We start from the raw sequence: 21674 nt of genomic DNA, 5'->3' as shown, positions 1-21674 counted from the left end.
TGGGGCTTGCTGCACTCATCGGCAGGCGCACTCGGGCATGGGAGACTGGAAAGCGACCCGAATGGATCGATGTTCAATCAGTATTCCATGCCGTTTCGTGACGGCAAGCGCGCCCACAACACACTCCCCGTGGAAAAGCCGTCAGCGACCGTCCGGGGTGCGCAGGCCGAACCAGAGATCCTTGACCTGATCGTAGTGAACCTTGGCGCTGTAGTATTCGACCGGGAGCGCCGTGAAGCGCGCGGTCAACTGTCCGATCGCCTGGACCACCCCGTAGGAGAAGATGACCCGGTCACGCTGGGCGACGATGAGGTTCACCCGGGAGTTCAGCAGTTCCTGCTGCGCGTTGAGCACGTCGAGGGTCGTGCGCTGGCCGACGCGCGCTTCCTCGCGCACGCCGTTCAGCGCCACCTCGTTGGCCTGGACCTGGGCCTGGGCGGCGATGACCTGCGCCTTGGCGGCCTCGAGCCGGCCCCAGAAATCGACGATCTGGGCGCGGACCTGATCGCGGATCTGGTCGACCTGGATGCGGGCCTGGCCGACCGACTCCTTGGCCTGCCGGATCTGCGCGTAGGTCTGGCCGCCCTCGTAGATCGGGATCGAGAGCCGTCCGCCGACGAAGCCGACGAAGAAGCTCTGGTTCGGTCCGTTCTGGTCGTAGAGCTGGCTGAGCGAGCCCTGCAGGCTGAGCTGCGGGGCGAGCTGGCCTTCCAGGACTTTCACCTGGGCCTCGCTCGCGTCGACGTTGTGGATGGCCGAGACGACCTGCGGGTGCTCGCGCAGGCCGACGGCGATCGCCTGATCGAGGCTGCGCGGCACGAACCGGTCCAGCGGCCGACCCGGCGCGAGCTGGCGCGGCTCGACGCCGATATTCTGCCGGTAGACGCCGATGCTCGTGCGGAGAGTCGACTCGGCCTGGGCGACCTGCGATCGCGCGCCGGCCAGTCGGGCCTCGGCCTGCGCGACGTCGGTCCGGGTCACCTCGCCGACGTTGAAGCGGTCCCGGGTCTGGCGGAGCTGCTCTTCCAAAACCTCGACGTTGTTCCGGTTCAGCTCCAGCGTCGCCGTGTTGCTGAGCACGTTCATGTACGCCTGGACGGCGCTGTACAGAACCGACAGCTCGGTGAAGCGCAGGCTCTCGCGCTGGCTGTAGACCTGCGACTCCGCGCGCCGGACCGTGTTGTCGGTCTGGAAGCCGTTGAAGATCGTCTGCGTGACGTTCAGGCTGGCGGAACTCGGCAGGTAGGTGGTGCGCGTCGTCCGCCGGGAGGTGATGACCTGGCTCGCGATGTCGGAGGTCGCGCCGCCGGACAGGCCCTCGCCGCCGGTCGCGGATCCCGCCGCCCCGGCACCTGAGGTTCCGATGCCGGTGGTGCCGCCCGCGGTCCCGATCCCCGTCGTCCCGATCCCCGTGGTCGTTCCGGTCCCGGTCGTCCCGGCGCCCGCCGTTCCGCCCAGGCCGCCGCCCGTCGTCCCGAGGGCCGATCCGGCGGTGGTCGCGGCCGTGCCGCCGGTGGCCGCCGTCGCGACCGTGCTGGACGAGCGCGTCTGAAGGTACTGGACGCCGATCGCGGCGTTGACGTTGACGGTCGGCCGGTAGCCCGACTGCGCGATCGCCACGTTCTCGTCGATAGCGCGCACGCCCGCACGGCTGGCGTTCAGGCTCGGATTGCCCTGATAGGCCTTCGCGAGAGCGCTCTCCAGAGTCTCGGCCGATGCCGGCATGGCAGCCAGCATCGCGAGTCCGGACACCATCCCGGCCAGGCGGAACGTCGGGCAACTCGCTGGTGGACGTCGTGTCACGATGAACAAGCCCTTGCGGTCTCTTTCGGTCCGGAAGTCCGAGACGAAAACGGCCAAGGTACGGCGTTTCGCTCGTCTCCGATCAAGCCCGCCCCACCGTCACGCTTAGCGCAAACCGGGCGCTTTGGCTCGCCTCGGTGCGGGTCTGGCGGCGGAATGTGCGGCGTTGGGGCATTAAGGTGACACACCCGGCGCGGACAGCGCGGCACGCGAGCGAATTGAGTTGTTAAGTCGCATAAATACGCTCTTCCAAAGACTATTGCCGGCGTGCAGCCACGCGAGACTTGGGGGCCGACGCGTCGCCCCTGGCCGGGCAGGGTGGCCCGTTCCGCGGCTGGCCCTGCGGTCGACACCGGTCCGCGCCTAGTAGCGGTCCATCCCGCCGCCGCCGGCGTCGGGCTCCAGATCCAGCGGTCCCTCGGGCGCGGATTCCGGCTCGGGTGCGCGGCGCGCCCGCGCCGGCGGCCGCGGCTTCGGCGCCGGCCCTGCCAGCGCGGCCGACGGGTTCGGTTTCGGCGCGGCGCTCGGGGAAGCCGGCTGCCCGCGGGTGCCGCCGGGCGGCCCGGGCGGGCCGGGCGGGCCCATGGCCCCCATCAGCCCCGGTGCGCCGGCCATGCCGATGGGGCCGCGCTCGCCCGGCGGGCCCGGCGGTCCGGCGACGCCCTCCGCGCCGGCTGGCCCCTGGGGTCCGGGCGGCCCGGGCGGTCCCATCGCGCCCCGCTCGCCGGGAGGCCCGGCCTCGCCCCGCGGACCCGTCTCGCCGCGCGGGCCGGCGAGCCCGGGCGCCTGCGGCCCCTGCTGGCCGCACTCGCCGACCACGATGCTGCGGGTCTGTTTCGGCGTCCGCAGCGTCGCGATGCAGGTGGCCGGATGATAGACGACGCGAAACTCGAAATAGCCGCGGCTGTCGGTCCGGTGGGGGAACTGGCCGTCGAGCGTGATCTCCACCCCCGGATCGTCGGCGTAACCGATGATCCAGAGATCACCGCCGGTGATCTTGGCGGCCTCGATGCGCATGTCCGCCGCCCGCGCCGGCGGCCCGCAGGCGGCCGACAGGGCCAGCATCGAACACAGCGCCCAGCGCTCGTGCCACAGGCGTTTGGCAGATCTCATGGCAGGTCACGCAGTCTTTTAGACGGTCAGAATGCCATAGCCCGCAAACTAAGCAATAAATTGCGGAGAAAGTTGGATGTGGAAAAGCGCGGCCGGTCGAAGGCCGTAGTCCGAAATGGGTATTCGAAGGGCGCGCGGCGGGGCCTGTAGCGTGACCGCGCTGGACCCGGTCAGGCGTGTGCGGACCGGGCCGGCAGAGGAGTGACGCGGACCGATTCATCGGTCACCGCCGCGCGAGCGCCCCGGGCCGCATTCGGACCCGCGGTGGAGGGTTCTGCCGTGGACAACGACGATCCGCCCTGGGACACGGACCCGCTCTGGTACGACCGGACCGAGTCCGGAACGCCGCCGGGGCCCATCCTCGAGGCGCTGGCCTGGCTGTTCCTGCTGGCGATCGCCGGGTGCGCGGCGCTCGTGTGGCTCTACGGGATTCCGGACCGCCTGTGGCGCGCGGCGGCGCGCCGGCTGATGCGCCGCGATCCGGCGGATGCCGGGCGGTTCTGAGCCGCGCGCGCCGGCACCGGCTCAGGCCGCGGCGATGCGGGTGCTGAGCAGGGTGGTCTCCAGATCTTCCACCGGCATCGGGCGGCCGAGATGGTAGCCCTGCAGGAACGGGCAGCCCATCGCCTGCAGGATGTTCAGGTCCTCAGCCGACTCGACGCCTTCCGCCACCACGTCGAGCCCGAGCAGCCGGCCGAGGCCGAGGACGGCGAGGACGAGCCCGCGCTTGTCGTCGCTCGCCCCGAGGCCGGTCACGAAGCTCCGGTCGATCTTGATCCGGTCCGCCTTGAGCTGGCGCAGCGAGGAGAGCGACGAGTAGCCGATGCCGAAATCGTCCAGGGCGACCCGGATGCCGGCGCGGGACAGCGCCTGCAGCTTGCCCTGCACCGCGCCGATGTCGAGGGCCGTCTCCTCGGTGATCTCGATCTCCAGCATGGTGGGCGGCAGGCCGAGGAGGTTCAGGCGCCCGATGACGATCTCGTCCACGGGGACCTGCGCCATCTCCCGGGGTGAGACGTTCATCGCCACGCGCACGCCGCTCAGGCCGCGGCGATGCAGGATCTCCAGCATCGCGCAGACCTGCTCGAGGATGTAGCGGAGCAGCGATACGGTCAGGCCGGCCATCGCGGCGGCGGCGATCAGGTCCGGGGGCGCGATCCAGCCGAGCCGCGGATGCTCCCAGCGGATCAGGGCTTCCAGCCCGACCAGGGTCCGGCCATCGGCCGCGTAGATCGGCTGGAACCAGACCTTCGGGGCGTTCTCGACCAGGGCCTGCGACAGGTCGCGCTCCAGGTCCCGCCGCATCTGCAGCCCCTCGCGCAGGCCCGAATCGAACACCCGGTAGCGGTTCCGCCCGGCGGCCTTCGCGGCGTAGAGCGCCTCGTCGGCGCAGCTCAGCATCTCGGTGAAGCTCGGCTCCGCGCTCGCGTGGACGCCGATGCTGACCCCGAGGCGGCCCGCGTCGAAGCCGTCGAACGGCTGGGACACCGCGGCGATGAGGTTCGCCGCCATGACGTTGTCGGGCACGCCCGACGTCACGGGATCGTACAGCACCGCGAACTCGTCGCCGCCCAGCCGGGCCGCGAGACCGTTCTCCGGCAGCGCGTCCTTCAGCCGGCGCGCCACCTCGACGAGCACCCGATCGCCCGCCTTGTGGCCGTAGACGTCGTTGACGAACTTGAACCCGTCGAGGTCGAGCATCAGCAGGCTGAGGGTCCCGGTGCGGAGCCGGTTCTCCGTCGCCTGGAGGAAGCCCGCGCGGTTCAGCAGGCCGGTGAGATCGTCGTGCGTGGCGCGCCACCGCATCTCGTCCACGAGGGCGCTGGCGCTGGCATGGGCCTCGGCGCGGGACCGGGCGAGGGCGTGGGCCTCGTTCTTGAGCCGGCTCGCCTCGCGAAACACGGACTCGCTGCGGAACGCCGTGTGCGTCAGGGCGAGGAAGTAGAGCAGCACGCAGGCCGCGAGGCAGTTCCGGTCGAAGTCGCCGGCATAGGCGAGGCAGGCCACGACGGACAGCAGCGGCAGGGCGATGAAGGCGAGGGGGATGCGCGCGTACGCGATCCCGTGCGTCACCGCCCCCGCGGTCACGCCGCAGGTGATGGTCAGGTAGAACAGGGTCTCGGCGGTCGTGTAGCCGTCGCACAGGAGCGGCTGACAGGCCCAGACCAGTCCGGAGAGGAACGCCGCGACCGTGAAGACGCGCAGGTGCCGGTCGACGGAGCGCGCGGCGGCCGCGGCCAGGCTCGGCGTCATGTCGGCGGTCAGCGCCAGGCCGAGGCAGGGGATCCGGCAGAGGGCGATTCGCAGGAGGTTGACGCTGGTCGACGCCGCGAACCAGATGGCCCCCACGGTGCCGTGCCCGCTCCTGTAGGCGACGAGCATGCTCGCCACGCCGAGCAGCATGTTGACCGGGATGGCCGCCAGCACGCTCCCGCGCATGGCCTCCAGCTGATCCCGCCGGATCAGCGCGCCCCACCTCGGATCTGCAGGGTCGAGAGATTCACCGGAGCCGGGTGAGCCCGGCTCGGATCTCTCCTGGTCCCGAACGATCATCGCACGTCCACTCGAAGATGAGGGACTCATGGCACCGAATCGTAAGATATCGTTGAACGATCAACGCGCGCCGCGCCCGATCCCGAGCTTTTCGCGCGCCGCGCGAAGAGAGACTCCGGGTTGCAAGGCATTCCGGCCGCGTCGCCGCGCACCATATCGGGTCGCGGGCCGCTTCCGGGCCCCGGATCGTCCATGGCCCTGACCCGCGACCTGCTCGATATCCGGACGATCTATCACGAGCCCACTGTCGGCGACTTCCCGCTGGGCCGGGACATCCTGGCGCGCTTTCCCGACGCCGCGCGCATCGTCGTGCCGTCGCACTGGAACATCCCGGAACTCCACGGCAACGCCGGCTCGGTGGAGGATTGGGTGCGGATCAAGCGCTCGACGCTGGTCCTCGGCGTGAAGAAGGGGCTGGCGATGCGCCCCAACGGCCGCAGCGCCCACTTCATCGCGCCCTCGACCTCCAACGGCTGCGCCATGGCCTGCGCCTATTGCTACGTGCCGCGCCGCAAGGGCTTCTCCAACCCGATCTCGCTGTTCGTGAACCTCGAGCAGGCCTGCGCGGCGATCGCCCGCCACGCCGGCCGCCAGGGGCGCCTGCCGGAGCCGGACCCGATCGATCCGGAGCACTGGGTCTACGATATCGGCGAGAACGGCGACCTCTCGGTCGACGCGGCGGTCAGCGACGGCGTCCGCGCCCTGGTCGCGCTGTTTCGCACCCTGCCCAACGCCAAGGCCTCCTTCGCCACCAAGGCCGTCAACCGCGACCTCCTCGCCTACGATCCGCAGGGCAAGACGCGCGTCCGCTTCTCGCTCATGCCGGCGCGGATCGCCCGGATCGTGGACGTGCGCACCGCCCCGATCGCCGAGCGGATCGCCGCCATCGACGAGTTCGTGGCCGCCGGCTACGAGGTCCACGCCAACTTCTCGCCCGTGATCCTCTACGAGGGCTGGGAGGCCGACTGGCGGGCGCTGTTCGCCGAGATCGACGCGACGCTGTCCGACGCCGCCAAGGCGCAGCTCAAGTGCGAGATCATCATGCTGACCCACAACGCGGATCTGCACGCGGTCAATCTCGGCTGGCACCCCAAGGCCGAGGACCTGCTCTGGCGGCCGGACATCCAGGAGGCGAAGGTCTCGGAGGGCGGGGGCACCAACCTGCGCTACCGGGCCGGCTGGAAGGGCCGCTGGCTCACCCGCTTCAAGGCCCTGCTCGCCGAGACGATGCCCTACTGCACGGTGCGCTACGCGTTCTGAGCGCGGAGCGCTGAACTTCCGGCCGCGCGCGGCGTTGGCGCGCCAGCGGAGGAAAGCTCAGCCATGTCGAGCCCGTCCATGTCGAGCCCGTCCATGTCGACGCACGAGGACCATATCGGCGAGGCGGTGGCCCTCGCCGCCGCCAATGTCGAGGCGGGCGGTGCGCCCTACGGCGCGGTCATCGTGCGGGAGGGGACCGTGCTGGTCCGCGCGGCCAACACCGTGCACGCGACCAACGACCCCAGCGCCCATGCCGAGATGGTGGCGCTGCGCGAGGCCAGCCGCCTCCTCGGCCGCCGCGACCTCGGCGACTGCGTGATGTACGCGAGCGGCCGCCCGTGCCCGATGTGCCACGCCGCGATGCGCCTGGCCGGCTTCAAGGAGGGCTACTTCGCCTTCTCGGCCGAGGAGGCCGAGACCTACGGCGCCGGCAGCACGCCGATCTACGCCGAGCTCTGCCAGCCCCTCGACGCGCAGCCGATGCGCGTCACGCAGCTGCGTCCGCCGGGCGATTCGCCCTACCCAGCGTGGAAGGCGCGCCGCGAGGCCTGACGCGGCGGCGACGGCCTCAATGGGTCCAGGGCGCCGTGCGGTTGAACTTGAAATTGTCCGAGTAGGACAGGCCCTTGCGCTGGACGGGCTTGGCCGGCTGCTCGACGCGGTAGGCGATCCCCTCGCGCTTCGCGTAGGCCACGGCCTCCTCCTCGGTGTCGAATTCCAGGCGCACCTGCTGGAGCATGTCCGAGGACCCGTTCCACCCCATCAGCGGATCGATCTCGCGCGGGCTGGTCCGGTCGAACTCCAGGATCCACTGCTTGGTCCGGGCGAGGCCCGACTGCGTGGCGTCCCGAGACGGACGGAAGATGCGGGCGCTCGGCATCTGACTCGACAAGCTCCTGATCGAATGGTCGGGGCGATAGGATTCGAACCTACGACCCCCTGGTCCCAAACCAGGTGCGCTACCAGACTGCGCCACACCCCGACTGCCACACGGCCTCAATGCCGTAGCGGTTCCGCCGTTCCCCCGCAAGGCGCGGCGCGGTGCGCGCCGACGCTTCCGGGATCGGCCCTTCGCGGCGGCCTGGCCGTCGCGTACCACTTGTCAGACAAATCGGGGCGCGGTAGCGTTCGGGCCGGGACGAGGGCCGAACCGCCCCGCTGTCGAACCGGCGCCTGCCATCACTGGGGGGTGGAGGATGGTGCGCCCGGATCGCCGTGCCGGGCGCTTCCGGCCCTCGTCGCCGCAGCGTCACCGCGGTGCTGCGCCCACGTCCGCGCGGCGGGCCTTGCCGGCCCGCGCCGGAACGGTAACGATCGCCGCGAGTGACAGGGACCTGCCCGTGTGGACACCGAGCCCGCGCTACCCGGACCCGGCGGTCGAGATTCTCGACGCCGCCTTCGCCCGCTACCGGGTGTTCAACGCGGCGGTCGAGCGCCTCGCGACCGGCTTCCGCTGGTGCGAGGGGCCGGTCTGGTTCGGCGACGGACGCTACCTGCTCTGGAGCGACATCCCCAACGACCGCATCCTGCGCTGGGACGAGGAGAGCGGGGCGGTCGGCCTCTACCGGCGGCCGTCGGGCTTCGCCAACGGCAACACCCGCGACCGGCAGGGGCGGCTCGTCACCTGCGAGCACGGCGGCCGTCGGGTCACCCGGACCGAGCATGACGGCGCGATCACCGTCCTGGCGGACGCATTCGAGGGCCGCCGGCTCAACTCGCCCAACGACGTGGTGACCGCGGCCGACGGCGCGGTCTGGTTCACCGACCCACCCTTCGGGATCGGCGGGTTCTACGAAGGCGTGCGCGCCGAGCCCGAACTGCCGCAGAACGTCTACCGGCTCGACCCGGTCACCGGTGCGCTGGAGGCCGTGGCCACCGACCTCGCCGGCCCCAACGGCCTGTGCTTCTCCCCCGACGGCCGCGTGCTCTACCTCGTGGAATCGCGCGGGCAGCCGACCCGGCGGATCGCCGCCTACGACGTGGTCGCCGGCCGCACGCTCCGCGACCGGCGGGTCCTGATCGATGCCGGGCCGGGCACGCCGGACGGGCTGCGCTGCGACGTCGACGGCAATCTCTGGTGCGGGTGGGGCATGGGCGACGACGCACTGGACGGCGTCATGGTGTTCAACCCCGACGGCCGGCCGATCGGCCGCATCCGGCTGCCGGAGCGCTGCGCCAACCTCTGCTTCGGCGGCCGGCACCGCAACCGCCTGTTCATGGCGGCGAGCCAGTCGCTCTACGCCGTCCACGTCGACGTCCAGGGCTGCGCCGGCGGGTGAGGCCCGGATGCCCAGCCCTGCGTGCGCCGCCGGCGTCGTCGCCGGCACCATGCTTGACCGGAGCGGCGCGCCGACCCACTTCCCGTCCGCCGGGGGCATAGCGGGACACCAGCCGATGATCGAACTCCATTACTGGCCGACGCCGAACGGCCATAAGATCACGATGTTTCTCGAAGAAGCGGGCGTTCCTTACCACATTCATCCCGTCAATATTGGCAAGGGTGAGCAGTTCAACCCGGATTTCCTCAAGATCGCGCCCAACAATAGGATGCCGGCGATCGTCGACGACGAGCCGGCGGGCGGCGGCGCGCCGGTCACGCTGTTCGAGTCGGGGGCGATCCTGCTCTACCTCGCCGAGAAGACCGGGCGCTTCATCCCGGGTGACCCGCGCGGCCGGGCCGAGGTGCTGCAATGGCTGTTCTGGCAGATGGGCGGCCTCGGCCCGATGCTCGGCCAGAACCACCACTTCTCGCAGTACGCGCCCGAGAAGATCGACTACGCGATCAAGCGCTACGTCAACGAGACCAACCGGCTCTACGGCGTCCTCGACCGGCGGCTGGCCGACCGCGCCTTCGTCGCCGGGCCGGACTACTCCATCGCCGACATGGCCTGCTATCCCTGGATCGTGCCGTGGGAGAAGCAGGGGCAGAACCTCGACCAGCACCCGAACCTCAAGCGCTGGTTCACGGCGATCGCCGAGCGGCCCGCCACCAAGGCGGCCTATGCCCGCGCCCCGGAGGTCAATCCCGATTTCGGCAAGACCATGAGCGAGGATGCCAAGAAGGTGATGTTCGGCCAGACCGCCGCCAGCACCAAGCGCTGACCGGATCATGGTCGAGATCCCGCCCGCCCTGCCGCTGCAGGTGATCCACCGCGGCTGGAACACCTTCGGCATCGCCACGCTGACGCTGCAGGACGGCAGCACCGTGCGGCGGGCGCTGGAGGACCACGGGCAGGCGGCCTGCGTGCTGCCCTACGATCCCGAGCGGCGCGTGGCGCTGCTCGTCCGTCAGGCGCGGGTCGGGCCCGCCTTCTGGGGTGAGTCGGCCGAGTTCGACGAAGCCCCGGCGGGCGGCCTCGACGGGGGCGCCCCCGAGGCGACGGCGATCCGGGAGGCGATGGAGGAGGCGGGCGTCCGGCTGACCCGGCTGGAGCCGGTCGCCCACGCCTACAGCATGCCGAGCGTGTCCTCGGAGCGCCTCTGGCTCTACCTGGCACCCTACGCCGCGGCCGACCGGGTCGGCCCCGGCGGGGGTCTGCACGCGGAGGGCGAGCAGGTGGTGGCCGTGGAGATGCCGCTGGCCGCGCTGGCGGAACAGGCCCGGGCCGGCCGCCTGCCCGATCTCAAGACCCTGGTTCTCGTCCAGGCCCTGATGCTCCGAAGCCCCGAACTGTTCGCCGCATGACCCTCTCGCCCACCGCACCCGCGCCGGATGTCCTCGCGGCGATGCTCGCCTTCGCCGAGGAGGCGGCCCCGCTGGCCCTCGCCATGCGGGCGCGAGGCCTCGCGATGAGCAACAAGGGTCCGGATCTCGGCCAGGCGCTGACCGAGGCCGACCTCGCCGTCAGTCGGTTGATGCACGCGCGGTTCGGCCCCGACCTGATCGAGGAGGAGACCGCCGAGGATCTCGGACAGGCGGCGGCCCGGGCGCTGCTCGCCCGCGACGCCTGGACCTTCGTGGGCGACCCGATCGACGGGACCCGGCCCTTCGCGGGCGGCCTGTCGGGCTGGGGCGTGATGGTGGCGGCCTGCCGCGGTGGCTGGCCCCGGGCGTGCGTCATGAGCCTGCCGGCCTGGAACGAGGACCGCTCCGCACCGGCCGGGGGCGTACCGGCGGAAGCCACGGAGGGTCTCCTGCTGGCGGCGAGCGAGGGCCGCGCCTACTGGGCCCCGACCCGCGGCGGCCGCATGACGACGGCGCTGCGCCCGCTCGAGCGCCCGGAGCGCCGGACCGGCCATGTCGGCTGGCTGTCGGTGACGGCGCAGCGCTACACCCTGGATTACGGCCGCGGCTGGTTCCCCTGGAGCGAGGGCGGGGCGATCTCGGACGCCGCGCTCCTGGCCACCGGGCGCCTCGACGCGACCCTGAGCAACAACCGATTGTGGGACCTGGGCCCGATCCTCCCGCTGTTCGAGGCGCTGGGCTTCCGCCTGTTCCACTGGCCCGATCTCGGGGATCCGCCGGCGGACTTCGTGGACCTGTTCGACGCCGAGCTGTCGGCCCATGACGACCTCTGGCTGGTGTGCCGGGATCGCGCGCAGGCCGCCGATCTGGCGACGGCCATCCGCCCCGCCTAGGACAGGGCCCTGCCGGGCCGCGTCCGGGCCGCGTCCGGGCCGCGTCCGGGCCGGGATGGCCGTCGATCGGGCGGTCCCGGATCGCGCGGGGATCCGGGACCGCTCTCAGAGCGCCGCGATCAGCGACCGGATCCGCGCCTGCGACGCCCTGAGCCCGTCCTCGGCCTGGGTCCGGGCGGCATCGAGCTTCGCCAGCTCGTCCTCCTGGGCACCCATGCGGCTGAGATAGCGGCGCGCCAGCTCGCTGTCCTTCGGAACGGCGCCGAGATTGCTGCGGATGCGCTCCTGCTCCGCCTGCACCTTCGCCGCGCGCTCGCCGATCTCCTCGACGGTCCGGGTCGCCGCGGCGACCTCGGCGCGGGCCTGGGAGAGGGTCTTGAGCTTGCCGCCCAGCTCCGGGTCGGTCGCCAGGGAGGCCCACCGGACGAGCAGCGCCTCGTCGGCGTCGACGAGGTCGTAGGCGTCGATCCGGACGCGCTCGAGCACGGCCCGGGTCTCGGCCGTCCCGCCGGCGGGAACCGCGACCTTGAGGCGATAGGCCGTGGGGGTCTCGCCGTCGCGAGCGGACGCGGTGAGGGTCCAGCCATCCCGTCGGGGATGCTCGATGATCACGGAGCGGGCGGCGTCCGGCGCACCCTTGATCGTGTAGGTCGTGACCTCCCGGGCGATCACCGTCGCGCGCGCCACGCCGTCGACCACGGTGATCTTGGTCAGGGCGTCGCTCGGCGCGGTCTCCGCCTGGACGGCGACCTTGCGGTCGAGGGCGAAGCTGGCGAGCCGCTGCTCGCCGACGGGCGTCGCGGGCAGACGGGCGTCCCCCAGGTAGCCGGCCTTGCGGTCGTAGAGGGTGATGAGGCCCGCCGGCAGGGTCGCGCCGGCGCTGTTGCGGATCCGGAGGGCCGCGATCGGGTGAACCCCCTGGCCTGGCTTCCAGAGGGCGACCCGCTCGGCCTCGATCTCGGTATCGAGGAACGGCACCGACAGCGTGCCGCCGGCGCGCAGATCGACCGGATGCGGCAGCGTGAAGTTCGCCGCGACATCCCCCTCGCTGGCGGCGGCGCCCGCGGTGGCGGCCGCGGCGTCGTAGCTCGGTTCCGCGGCCTCCATGCGGCTGTCGCGGGTGTCCATCCGCGCCATCGGGGCCGGAAGAGGCGCGGCGGCGGGGGCCGGGGCGCGCAGGCGCGCGACCGACTTCGACGCGACCGTGCCCGGGTCGAGGTCCGGCATGCCGACATCCTCGACCATTACCGGCGCCTCCGGTCTCTTGCGCCAGTAGCGCTTGTGCAGGCGCTGGAGGAGCGCCACCGGCGACCCGGACGAGAGGGTGACGTCGACGCCCGTCCAGTCGGCGCCGAGGGCGTTCTCGATGATGGCCCAGGCCTGCAGGTTCGCGCGCCCGCCGCCGCCATCGACGATGCGGTAGCTCGTCTTCCAGACGGGCGCGGCGACGACGTAGGTCAACCGGACCTCGCGCTGGCCCTGCCCGGAGACGGCGATCTCGACCCGGTGGGCGTCGCCGACCTTGGTCTTCCCGGCCGCCGCGATAGCCTCGGCGATCTTGGCCGCCATGGCCGGGTCGAGGATCGTCACGGAGGCGCCGTCCTCGATCGGCACGGATTCGAGCGTGCCGGTCGCGGTCAGGACGGTCAGGATCGAGACGTCGCCGGTCCCGGTCCCGGCATTCCGCTCGGAGACGCCGAGCACCCGCCCTTCGAGCGTGCGCCCGCCGCTCTGGACCCGGATCGGGACGCCCTGCAGCTTGCCCACGAGGCGGGTCGGCGCGGACAGGTCGTCCGCGGTGAACGGCATCGTCCGCAGGGTCTCGTCGGCCTGATCCACCCCGTCCAGGCGCAGGGCGCCGACGGTTCCGACGGGATCGCGCACGACGAGGCTCTTGAGAATGTCGTCGACCTGCTCGGGCCGGACGCTGAGCCCGATCGTCCCGTCGCCGTCGACGGCATGGACCAGGGTCACTTCGGCCAGGCCGCCGCTCGACAAGGTCACCGCGCGGATGCCGTCGGGCGCTGCCATCAGGGGCGATGCGGCTGCAATCATGGACACGAGGACTCCGGCTAAGGTCAGATGCGATCGGATCAATTCGTCTGGCTCCAGTCAGGGCGCGCCCGCCGCACGCGGTCCCACCCTGGCCGACCGCGCGCCGTCCGGCAAAGGCTTCGTGACGCGCGCGGGCGTGAACCGATCGCGGGCGCCCCTCCCGTGCTGTCCGCGCCGGGGCGCGCCGGGTCGCGGCGCCGATGCGGCGGGATGGGAACGGCGGCGCGATGGGGGAAGGCTGCGGTCCGCGGATGCACCCTACCGTGTCCGGCCGAATGTCCTGCCGTTCCAGACGGCGATCGCGCCGCACGGATCCTGCCCGGATCGTCCGCACGTCGCCCCGGTCATATCGACGATGACCGCCGGGCGGCCTCCCACCGTGCGGAATCGGAGGTCGTGGGCGACGGCGTCGAAGGCGTCCACGAACCCGTCCGTCGTCGAGGCGAAGACCTGCATCTCGCAGCCCGCGGTGCCGCACGCGGCGGACCCGTCATCGCCGCATTGGACGGCCGCGAAATCCAGGATGAAGTCCGGTACAGCGTCGCCGTTCACGTCCTGGCGGGTGATGAAGCCCGGCTTGAGCGTGGCCGGCTCGGACCCGCAGGACGCCTCGGCCCGCGCGGCCGACGCCGCGACCGGCGGCGGGAGATCGTCCGCCGCGGCGGTGAGCGGGACGGCGGGCGGGAGGGCGAGAGCCAGGGCGGCGAGGGCGCGACGCATGCGGCCAGGATCCTCAGGCCCGTCCGCCCTGTCCAGCGCACTAGCTCATCGCGGCCCCGATGGAGGCTACGCCCCGGGCCTTCCTCCGACCCAGGCGCGCAGCGCGTTCGCGCCGTCCGGACGGATGGTGACCGCGACGCTGGGGGCACGGTCGACAGCGGGAATGAGGGCGCCGCTCGACAGGGCGACGTCACCGGCGAGGGCGCCGAAGCCGTATCGGACATCCGCGCATCCAGCGAGGGTGGGCGACCGGTCCTGTGCTCGCCCGGCGCTTCCCGGAGCGTCGACCCGGGGAGCGACCGCCTGCCTGCGGCGCCGGAAAGCCAGACAACCTCTACTCGGCGCAGGCGAAGCGCGTCCCGTCCCACAGGAAGGTCGTGCGGCCCGGCCCCCTCCGGACCGAGCCGCAATTCCATCCCTCGTCGTTCGCCGAAGCCGCCGGCCGGCCATTCAGCGCGCGAAACCGGAGGTCGTGCGCGTAGATGTCCAGCACCAGGACGAACCCGTTCTTCGAGGATGCGAGGACGATCTTCGGGCATCCCATGAGGCCGCACTGGGAGACTTCTTCGTCGCCGCATCGGAGGCCGCCGACGTTGAGGATGAAGTCCGGCACCCCGTCACCGTTCACGTCCTGCCGGTCGATGACGAACGGATCGATCCTCGCCGGCGCGGATCCGCAGGCGGCCTCGACCTCGGCGATGGCCGCAGCCACCGGCGGCGGGAGATCGTCCGCCGCTGCGGCGAGCGGCACGGCGACGAGAAGGGCGGCGACGGCAGGGCGCATGGCGCCAGGATTCGGGTACCCGTCCGCTCTGTCCAGCGCACTAGCTCATCGCGGCATCGACGGTCGATGCGGCGCGCCCGTCCTCCCGCGGGGGCCGCCTCGTGAGGGCCCGTGTCCGAGAGGCGCGACGGACCGGGCGGCGCACCGAGTGCCGGTGCGCCGCCCCTCGACCGTCCGGCCGATCAGTTCAGCGTCGCGTTGACCGGGCGGCGCTCGGCCCCGACCGTCACGTCGCCGATCATCAGGCCCATTGGGCCGAGGCGGACCGGCACCGTCTCGCCGTCATGGACCTTGCCGGAGAGCACCAGCTCGGCCAGCGGATCCTGGACGTTCTTCTGGATCACCCGCTTCAGCGGCCGCGCCCCGTAGGCCGGGTCGTAGCCCTTGTCGGCGAGCCAGTTCTTGGCCTCCTCGTCGACCTCCAGGGTGATCTTGCGATCGTCCAGGAGCTTCTGCAGGCGCCTGAGCTGGATCTCGACGATCGCGCCCATCTCCGACCGCGCGAGGCGGTGGAACAGGATGATCTCGTCGACCCGGTTCAGGAATTCCGGCCGGAAGTGGCCCCGGACCACGCCCATCACCTCCTCGCGGACCGCGTCGGTGTCCTGGCCCGCGGGCTGGTTCACCAGATACTCGGCCCCGAGATTCGAGGTCATGATCAGCAGCGTGTTGCGGAAGTCGACCGTCCGCCCCTGGCCGTCGGTGAGCCGCCCGTCGTCGAGAACCTGCAGCAGGACGTTGAACACGTCCGGGTGCGCCTTCTCGACCTCGTCGAACAGCACGACCTGGTAAGGCCGGCGCCGCACGGCCTCGGTGAGGGCGCCGCCCTCCTCGTAGCCGACGTAGCCCGGAGGCGCGCCGATCAGCCGGGCGACCGCGTGCTTCTCCATGTACTCGGACATGTCGATGCGCACGAGCGCCGTGTCGTCGTCGAACAGGAAGCCGGCGAGCGCCTTGGTCAGCTCGGTCTTGCCGACGCCGGTCGGGCCCAGGAACATGAACGAGCCGATCGGCCGGTTCGGGTCCTGAAGCCCGGCGCGGGCGCGCCGGACCGCGGTCGAGACCGCCTCCACCGCCTCGCGCTGGCCGACGACGCGCTTGGACAGCGCCTCCTCCATGGCCAGGAGCTTCTCCCGCTCGCCCTCCAGCATCTTGTCGACCGGCACGCCGGTCCAGCGGGAGACGACCCCGGCGACGTGGGCGGGCGTGACCGCCTCCTCCATCATCGCGTCGCGGCCGTTCTCGGCCTTCGCCTCGATCTCGGCGAGCTGCTTCTCCAGGCCCGGGATCACCCCGTAGGCGAGCTCGCCGGCGCGCTGGTACTGGCCCTGGCGCTGCGCAGCGGCGAGGTCGTTGCGGGCCTCGTCGAGCTTCTTCTTGAGGCCTGCGGCCGTCCCGAGCTTGTCCTTCTCGGCCTTCCACCGGGCGGTGATCGCCGCCGAGCGCTCCTCCAGGTCGCCGAGTTCCTTCTCCAGCCGGACCAGCCGGTCGCGGGAGGCGGAATCGGTCTCCTTCTTCAGCGCCTCGCCCTCGATCTTCAGCCGGACGATCTCGCGGTCGATGTTGTCGAGCTCCTCGGGCTTCGAATCGACCTGCATGCGCAGGCGCGAGCCGGCCTCGTCCACGAGGTCGATCGCCTTGTCGGGCAGGAACCGGTCGGTGATGTAGCGGTTCGACAGCGTCGCGGCCGCGACCAGGGCCGAATCCTGGATGCGCACGCCGTGGTGCTGCTCGTACTTCTCCTTCAGGCCGCGCAGGATCGAGACCGTATCCTCCACGGTCGGCTCCGACACGAAGACCGGCTGGAAGCGCCGGGCGAGCGCCGCGTCCTTCTCGACGTGCTTGCGGTACTCGTCGAGCGTGGTCGCGCCGACGCAGTGCAGCTCGCCGCGGGCGAGGGCGGGCTTCAGGAGGTTGGAGGCGTCCATGGCCCCGTCCGCCTTCCCGGCGCCGACCAGCGTGTGCATCTCGTCGATGAACAGGATGATGCCGCCCTCGGCCGCCGTGACCTCGGAGAGCACGCCCTTCAGCCGCTCCTCGAACTCGCCGCGATACTTCGCGCCGGCGATCAGCGCGCCCATGTCGAGGGCGAGGAGGCTCTTGTCCCGCAGGGACTCGGGCACGTCGCCGTTGACGATGCGCAGGGCCAGACCCTCGACGATCGCGGTCTTGCCGACGCCGGGCTCGCCGATCAGCACCGGGTTGTTCTTGGTGCGCCGGGACAGGACCTGGATAGTCCGCCGGATCTCCTCGTCGCGGCCGATCACCGGGTCGAGCTTGCCGTCCCGGGCGGCCTCGGTGAGGTCGCGGGCGTACTTCTTCAGCGCGTCGTAGGCGTTCTCAGCCGAGGCGTTGTCGGCGGTGCGACCCTTGCGCAGCGCGTTGATCGCGGCGTTGAGCGAGGCCGGGGTGACGCCCGCCGCCTGGAGCGCGCGGCCGGCCTCGGAATCCTTCTCCACCGCGAGGGCGAGGAGCAGCCTCTCCACCGTCACGTAGGAATCGCCCGCCTTCTCGGCGGCCTTCTCGGCGGTGTCGAACAGGCGCATCAGCTCGCGCGTCGCCTGCGGGGCGGCCGCGTTGCCGGAGACCTTCGGCTGCTTGGCGAGCCACTGCTCAGTCTGTGCGAGCGCCACGCGCGACAGGCCGCCCGCGCGGTCGATCAGGCCGGCGCAGAGGCCTTCCGGATCGTCGAGCAACACCTTGAGCAGGTGGCCCGGCTGAAGCTGGGGATGTCCCTCGCGCATCGCGAGGTTCTGAGCCGCCTGCACGAAGCCGCGGGCGCGCTCGGTGTACTTCTCGAAGTTCATGCACAACCCTCCCGTACCGGCATCCGCCGCCCGATGAGAGGCGCGGCGCCACCGAAACGTCGCCCTCCGGCTATCCGCCGCGCGAGGGCCCCGGCGCCGTGGTGGCCGCCGGTAGACCCGATGTGGTGTTGCAATTGAGCACCACAAGGGGCCGCGAAGCTCTTGCGCGCCGGATCATTTCAGGGCCACGCTCCGCGCATGACCGCATTGATTCATGTCAGCGCCCTGTATCGCTACCCGGTGAAGGGCCTGAGCCCCGAACCCGTCGAGCGGGCGGAGCTCGAGACCAGCGGCCATTTCCCGGGCGACCGGCTCTACGCCGTCGAGAACGGGCCCTCGGGCTTCAACGCCGTGGCGCCCCGGCACCAGCCCAAGACCAAATACCTGATGCTGATGCGTGACGAGGCGCTCGCCCGCCTGCGCACCCGCTACGACGACGCCACGGCGACGCTGACCGTGGAGGGGCACGGCGAACCGCAGGCCTTCCGGCTCGACACCGAGGCGGGCCGCGAGGGGCTCGCCGAGCTGATGCGGCGCTACGTCCCCGAGAGCCTCCGGGGCGAGCCGAAGGTGCTGGCCGCGCCGCCGCAGTACCGGTTCACCGACTCCCCGACCGGCTACGTGTCGCTGATCAACCGGGCGAGCGTGGCCGCGGTGGAGGATTACCTCGGCGCGCCCGTGGACCCGCTGCGCTTCCGCGGCAACCTGCTGGTCGAGGGACTCGAACCCTTCGCCGAGCTGGAGATGGTCGGGCAGGTGATCGAGGCGCCGAGCGGGTTGCGGCTCAAGATCACCAAGCGGACGGTGCGGTGCGCGGCGACCAACGTCGACCCGGTCAGCGGCGTGCGCGACTGCGACATCCCCTGGACCCTCGACGCGCGCCTCGGCCACCGCGACCTCGGCGTCTACACGGAGGTGATGGCCGGCGGGGCGCTGGCGAGGGGCGACGCGCTGCGCGTGGTGGGGTGACGCGCGACGGGTGATCCCAGCGCTGCCGTCGTTGCGAGCGCAGCGAAGCGATCCAAGGCAGCGCCATGCTGACAAGTCGCGCGCTGCCCTGGGTCACGTCGCTGCGCTCGTGATGACGGGTGGACGCGGTCCAGTGGACGTCGTGTCAGAGCCGCGACACGTAGGCCGCGAGATCCTTGATGTCCGCGTCGCTCAGGCCCTGCGCGACCTCGTTCATGGCGGGATCGTAGCCGGGCCGGGTGTTGGACTTGTAGCCGGCGAGCGCCTTGGCGAGATACTCCTCCCGCTGCGCGCGGATCCGCGGGATCGCGTCCCGGCCCGCGAGATCCGGCCCGTGGCAGGAATTGCACTGGTGCTTGGCGACGAGCGCCTGCGCGCGCTCCGTCAGGGCCGCGTCGGCCGCCGGCCCGGAGCGGCCGGGCGGCGGTAGCGTCGCCACCGCGTCGGCGTAGGCGCGCAGGTCGTCGTCGGAAAAGCCGGCGGCGACCTCGTTCATCGGCGGCGCCTCCCGCTGCTTCTCCCGGAACTGGAAGAGCTGCGTGACCACGTAGTCCGGGAGCTGCCCGCCGAGCGAGGGCACGCCCTCCGTCGCCGACGTGCCGGCCCCGTGGCAGCCGATGCACGGGGCGAGACGCTCCTGCATCGCCGCGTCCGGGGCGGCGAGCGCCGCGCCGGCGAGCAGCAGCCCGCCGAGGGCGGAGACGAGCCCGCGGGCTGCCCGGATGGGGCGCCGCATCACCGGCCGTAGCTGACGCGGTAGATCGCGCCGTTGTAATCGTCGGAGACGAGCAGCGATCCGTCCTTGGCGACCAGCACGTCGACGGGCCGGCCGACATACTTGTTGTCCTGGAGGAAGCCGGTCAGGAACGGCTCCACCGCGGCGGTCTTGCCGTCCGGTCCGGGCTTGGCCACGACCACGTCGCCGCCGAGCTTGGTCGTGCGGTTCCACGAGCCGTGCCGGGCGACGAACATCGCGTCGCGGTAGGCCTCCGGGAACTGCGTGCCGGTGTAGAACCGCAGGCCGAGGGAGGCCGTGTGCGGGCCGAGGAGCGCCGCCGGCGCGGTGAACTCCGAGCAGGCATGACCCCAGCCGTATTCCGGATCCGTGAACGTGCCCTGGTGGCAGTACGGATAGCCGAAATGCTGCTTGCCCGGCTCCGTGAGCACGTTCAGCTCGTCGTTCGGGATGTCCTCCGAGACCCAGTCGCGGCCGTTATCGGTGAACCAGAGCTGCTTGGTCTTCGGGTTCCAGTCGAACCCGACGGTGTTGCGTACGCCGCGGGCGACGACCTCGGCGTTCTTGCCGTCGAGGTCCATGCGCCGGATCTGCGCGTGCGTGTCCGGCGGCATCACGATGTTGCCCGGCGCGCCGACCGGGACGTAGAGCTTGTTGTCCGGGCCGATGGCGATGAACTTCCAGCCGTGGGCCTCGTCCTTCGGCAGGTCGTCGTAGACCAGGGTCGGCTTCGCCGCGCCGTCGAGGTGGTTGGCGATGTCGTCGTAGCGCCAGATCTTCGAGAGTTCGGCGACGTAGAGGGCGCCGTCGTGGTACGCGACTCCGTTCGGCCGGTGCAGGCCCGTCGCGATGGTCTTCACCGCGCGCTTCCCGTCGCCGTCCGGGTTCGGCAGCACCGCGTAGACCTTCCCCACCGTCCGGGTGCCCACGTACAGCGTGCCGTCCGGCGCCTGGGTCATCTCGCGGGCGTTGGCGAGGCCGCTGGCGTAGACCTCGATCTTGAAACCCTCCGGGACCTTCAGCTTGTCGAGCGGCAGCTTGGCGGCCGCGGTCGCCAGAGGCGGTCCGGCCACCGGCGCGAGCTTGGCCGCGGCGCCGCCCTCGGGCCGGCCGTAGAGCGCCGAGCCGCGATCGACCTGGACGCTGGGCGGCGGGGCGGCGGTCGCGGGCGTCTCCTGCGCGACGACCGGGCCGGATCCCATCAGGCCGAGACTGAGTCCGGCGAGGGCGGCGGCGAGGCCGCGGGTCGGGATCGGCTGGTTGATCGGCGTCATGATGTCTCCCGGTGGCGGCGGCCTCGCGGACCGCCCGCTCGCTCTGCACTCTTTATTCAACGGTCCGCCGCGGAGTGCGACCGGCCCGGGCGACAGGGAGGCGACACTCCGCGGCCGCCGTAACGTCGGCCGGGATTCGGTGCGCCGCCGCGTCCTCCGGGGCCATCTTCGGCTGTCGCGTCGGCTCACCTTGCGTTTTGGGCAATGATCTCCGAAAACGCCCCCCGTCCGGGAAGCTTAGGCTTGGCCGGGGTTGCCGGCCGTCCGCCGGAGCCCGGCCGACGCGGCGTTCCGATCCGGTTCGAGGACACGTATCGATGATCGATTACGCGCAGGCGCGGCGGATGATGGTCGACTGCCAGTTGCGGACCTTCGACGTGAACGACAACACGGTGCTCGACGCGTTCGACACCGTGCCGCGCGAGGCCTTCGTGCCGAAGGGCCGCGAGTTCTTCGCGTATATCGACCAGACCCTGAACCTCGGCGAGGCCGGCGGCGAGACCCGCTGCATGCCGGCCCCGATGGTCGTGGCCCGGATGATCCAGGCCCTGCGGGTCCGGCCGGGCGTCGCCGCCCTCGACGTCGCCACCGGCTACGGCTACGCCGCCGCCGTCATGGCGGAACTCGGCGCGCAGGTGACGGCGCTGGAATCGGTGCCCGAACTCGCCGCGGCGGCGCGCACCCGGCTCGGCGCCTCCGCCCAGGTGATCGAAGGCCCGATCGCCGACGGCGCGCCCAAGCAGGGCCCCTTCGACGTCATCCTGATCAACGGCCGAGTCGAGGTCCGGCCGCAGGCGCTGCTGAACCAGCTCAAGGACGACGGCCGCCTCGTCTGCGTGTTCGGTCCGCACCGCAACGCCAAGGTCACGCTCTTCGTGCGCGCCGGCGACGCGTTCGGCGCCCGGCCGCTGTTCGACGCGTCGCTGCCCGGTCTCGAGGCCTTCGCGGCGGAAGCCGGTTTCGCGTTCTGACAGCGCGCGCCGGATCGGGTCCGCCTCCGTCCGTGCGGGCGGATGCGTGAC

General features: G+C 71.7%; 19 protein-coding genes and 1 tRNA gene. 9 read left to right on the top strand and 11 right to left on the bottom strand.

Annotated elements, in window-relative coordinates:
• Positions 1-141 precede the first annotated feature (141 nt).
• Positions 142-1737, bottom strand: coding sequence for a TolC family outer membrane protein (locus tag C4T42_RS06765; RefSeq protein ID WP_280142537.1), 1596 nt, complete (start codon positions 1735-1737; stop codon positions 142-144).
• Positions 1738-2166: 429 nt separating this feature from the next.
• Entirely contained in the window at positions 2167-2916 is a 750-nt protein-coding gene (locus C4T42_RS06760; RefSeq protein WP_234082070.1) for a collagen-like protein, read from the bottom strand.
• A 279-nt stretch (positions 2917-3195) separates the two neighbouring features.
• Between C4T42_RS06760 and C4T42_RS06755 the strand changes: the two genes are divergently transcribed.
• Positions 3196-3420, top strand: a complete 225-nt coding sequence (locus C4T42_RS06755) for a hypothetical protein (protein ID WP_020090619.1) — start codon at positions 3196-3198, stop codon at positions 3418-3420.
• A gap of 21 nt (positions 3421-3441) precedes the next feature.
• On the opposite strand, the gene C4T42_RS06750 is transcribed toward C4T42_RS06755, so the two are convergent.
• Positions 3442-5355, bottom strand: a complete 1914-nt coding sequence (locus C4T42_RS06750) for an EAL domain-containing protein (protein WP_244603181.1) — start codon at positions 5353-5355, stop codon at positions 3442-3444.
• 306 nt (positions 5356-5661) lie between these two features.
• On the opposite strand from C4T42_RS06750, the gene C4T42_RS06745 reads away from it, so the two are divergent.
• The gene (locus C4T42_RS06745; protein ID WP_020090617.1) at positions 5662-6729 is read left to right on the top strand and encodes a spore photoproduct lyase family protein; all 1068 of its coding nucleotides are present in this window, start codon (positions 5662-5664) and stop codon (positions 6727-6729) included.
• A gap of 93 nt (positions 6730-6822) precedes the next feature.
• Entirely contained in the window at positions 6823-7281 is a 459-nt protein-coding gene (locus C4T42_RS06740; RefSeq protein WP_103984917.1) for a nucleoside deaminase, read from the top strand.
• A 16-nt stretch (positions 7282-7297) separates the two neighbouring features.
• Here the strand turns inward: C4T42_RS06740 and C4T42_RS06735 are convergent, their stop codons facing one another.
• Both C4T42_RS06735 and C4T42_RS06730 read right to left on the bottom strand, forming a co-directional pair.
• Positions 7298-7609, bottom strand: a complete 312-nt coding sequence (locus C4T42_RS06735; protein ID WP_020090615.1) for an ETC complex I subunit — start codon at positions 7607-7609, stop codon at positions 7298-7300.
• Positions 7610-7634: 25 nt separating this feature from the next.
• Positions 7635-7711, bottom strand: a tRNA-Pro gene (locus C4T42_RS06730).
• Positions 7712-8069: 358 nt separating this feature from the next.
• Here C4T42_RS06730 and C4T42_RS06725 point away from each other — a divergent pair.
• The 4 genes from C4T42_RS06725 (at position 8070) to C4T42_RS06710 (ending at position 11307) form a co-directional block, all read left to right on the top strand.
• Positions 8070-9008 (top strand): SMP-30/gluconolactonase/LRE family protein, encoded by a 939-nt coding sequence (locus C4T42_RS06725; RefSeq protein WP_020090614.1) that lies wholly within the window; start codon positions 8070-8072, stop codon positions 9006-9008.
• A gap of 115 nt (positions 9009-9123) precedes the next feature.
• Positions 9124-9831 carry a glutathione binding-like protein gene (locus tag C4T42_RS06720; protein ID WP_020090613.1) on the top strand — a complete coding sequence of 236 codons (708 nt, stop codon included), beginning with the start codon at positions 9124-9126 and terminating at the stop codon, positions 9829-9831.
• Between the two features lie 7 nt (positions 9832-9838).
• Positions 9839-10414, top strand: coding sequence for an NUDIX hydrolase (locus tag C4T42_RS06715; RefSeq protein ID WP_082558041.1), 576 nt, complete (start codon positions 9839-9841; stop codon positions 10412-10414).
• Complete coding sequence (locus C4T42_RS06710) at positions 10411-11307, top strand: inositol monophosphatase family protein (protein WP_026604536.1); 897 nt, start codon at positions 10411-10413, stop codon at positions 11305-11307. The genes C4T42_RS06715 and C4T42_RS06710 overlap by 4 nt, the downstream gene beginning before the upstream one ends.
• A gap of 105 nt (positions 11308-11412) precedes the next feature.
• Here C4T42_RS06710 and C4T42_RS06705 read toward each other — a convergent pair whose 3' ends face one another.
• From C4T42_RS06705 to clpB, 4 genes are all read right to left on the bottom strand, one after another.
• Positions 11413-13362, bottom strand: a complete 1950-nt coding sequence (locus C4T42_RS06705) for a DUF4139 domain-containing protein (protein WP_042671285.1) — start codon at positions 13360-13362, stop codon at positions 11413-11415.
• A 258-nt stretch (positions 13363-13620) separates the two neighbouring features.
• The gene (locus C4T42_RS06700; protein WP_020090610.1) at positions 13621-14082 is read right to left on the bottom strand and encodes a hypothetical protein; all 462 of its coding nucleotides are present in this window, start codon (positions 14080-14082) and stop codon (positions 13621-13623) included.
• 334 nt (positions 14083-14416) lie between these two features.
• The gene (locus C4T42_RS06695) at positions 14417-14866 is read right to left on the bottom strand and encodes a hypothetical protein (RefSeq protein ID WP_020090609.1); all 450 of its coding nucleotides are present in this window, start codon (positions 14864-14866) and stop codon (positions 14417-14419) included.
• Between the two features lie 182 nt (positions 14867-15048).
• On the bottom strand, positions 15049-17673 hold the full coding sequence (clpB, locus tag C4T42_RS06690) for an ATP-dependent chaperone ClpB (RefSeq protein ID WP_103984916.1): 2625 nt from the start codon (positions 17671-17673) through the stop codon (positions 15049-15051).
• Positions 17674-17871: 198 nt separating this feature from the next.
• On the opposite strand from clpB, the gene C4T42_RS06685 reads away from it, so the two are divergent.
• Positions 17872-18642 carry an MOSC N-terminal beta barrel domain-containing protein gene (locus C4T42_RS06685; protein ID WP_103984915.1) on the top strand — a complete coding sequence of 257 codons (771 nt, stop codon included), beginning with the start codon at positions 17872-17874 and terminating at the stop codon, positions 18640-18642.
• Between the two features lie 145 nt (positions 18643-18787).
• On the opposite strand, the gene C4T42_RS06680 is transcribed toward C4T42_RS06685, so the two are convergent.
• Both C4T42_RS06680 and C4T42_RS06675 read right to left on the bottom strand, forming a co-directional pair.
• Entirely contained in the window at positions 18788-19378 is a 591-nt protein-coding gene (locus C4T42_RS06680) for a c-type cytochrome (RefSeq protein WP_103984914.1), read from the bottom strand.
• Positions 19378-20652: a PQQ-dependent sugar dehydrogenase gene (locus C4T42_RS06675; RefSeq protein ID WP_181049149.1), complete on the bottom strand. Its 1275-nt coding sequence runs from the start codon at positions 20650-20652 to the stop codon at positions 19378-19380. The genes C4T42_RS06680 and C4T42_RS06675 overlap by 1 nt, the downstream gene beginning before the upstream one ends.
• Positions 20653-20969: 317 nt before the next feature.
• Between C4T42_RS06675 and C4T42_RS06670 the strand changes: the two genes are divergently transcribed.
• Complete coding sequence (locus C4T42_RS06670; RefSeq protein ID WP_103984913.1) at positions 20970-21623, top strand: protein-L-isoaspartate O-methyltransferase; 654 nt, start codon at positions 20970-20972, stop codon at positions 21621-21623.
• Positions 21624-21674 lie beyond the last annotated feature (51 nt).

This window comes from Methylobacterium sp. 190mf (assembly GCF_900107945.1).
Lineage (GTDB): Bacteria > Pseudomonadota > Alphaproteobacteria > Rhizobiales > Beijerinckiaceae > Methylobacterium.
Note: the sequence above shows the minus strand (reverse complement) of the source record. Positions and strands in the feature narration are given on the sequence as shown.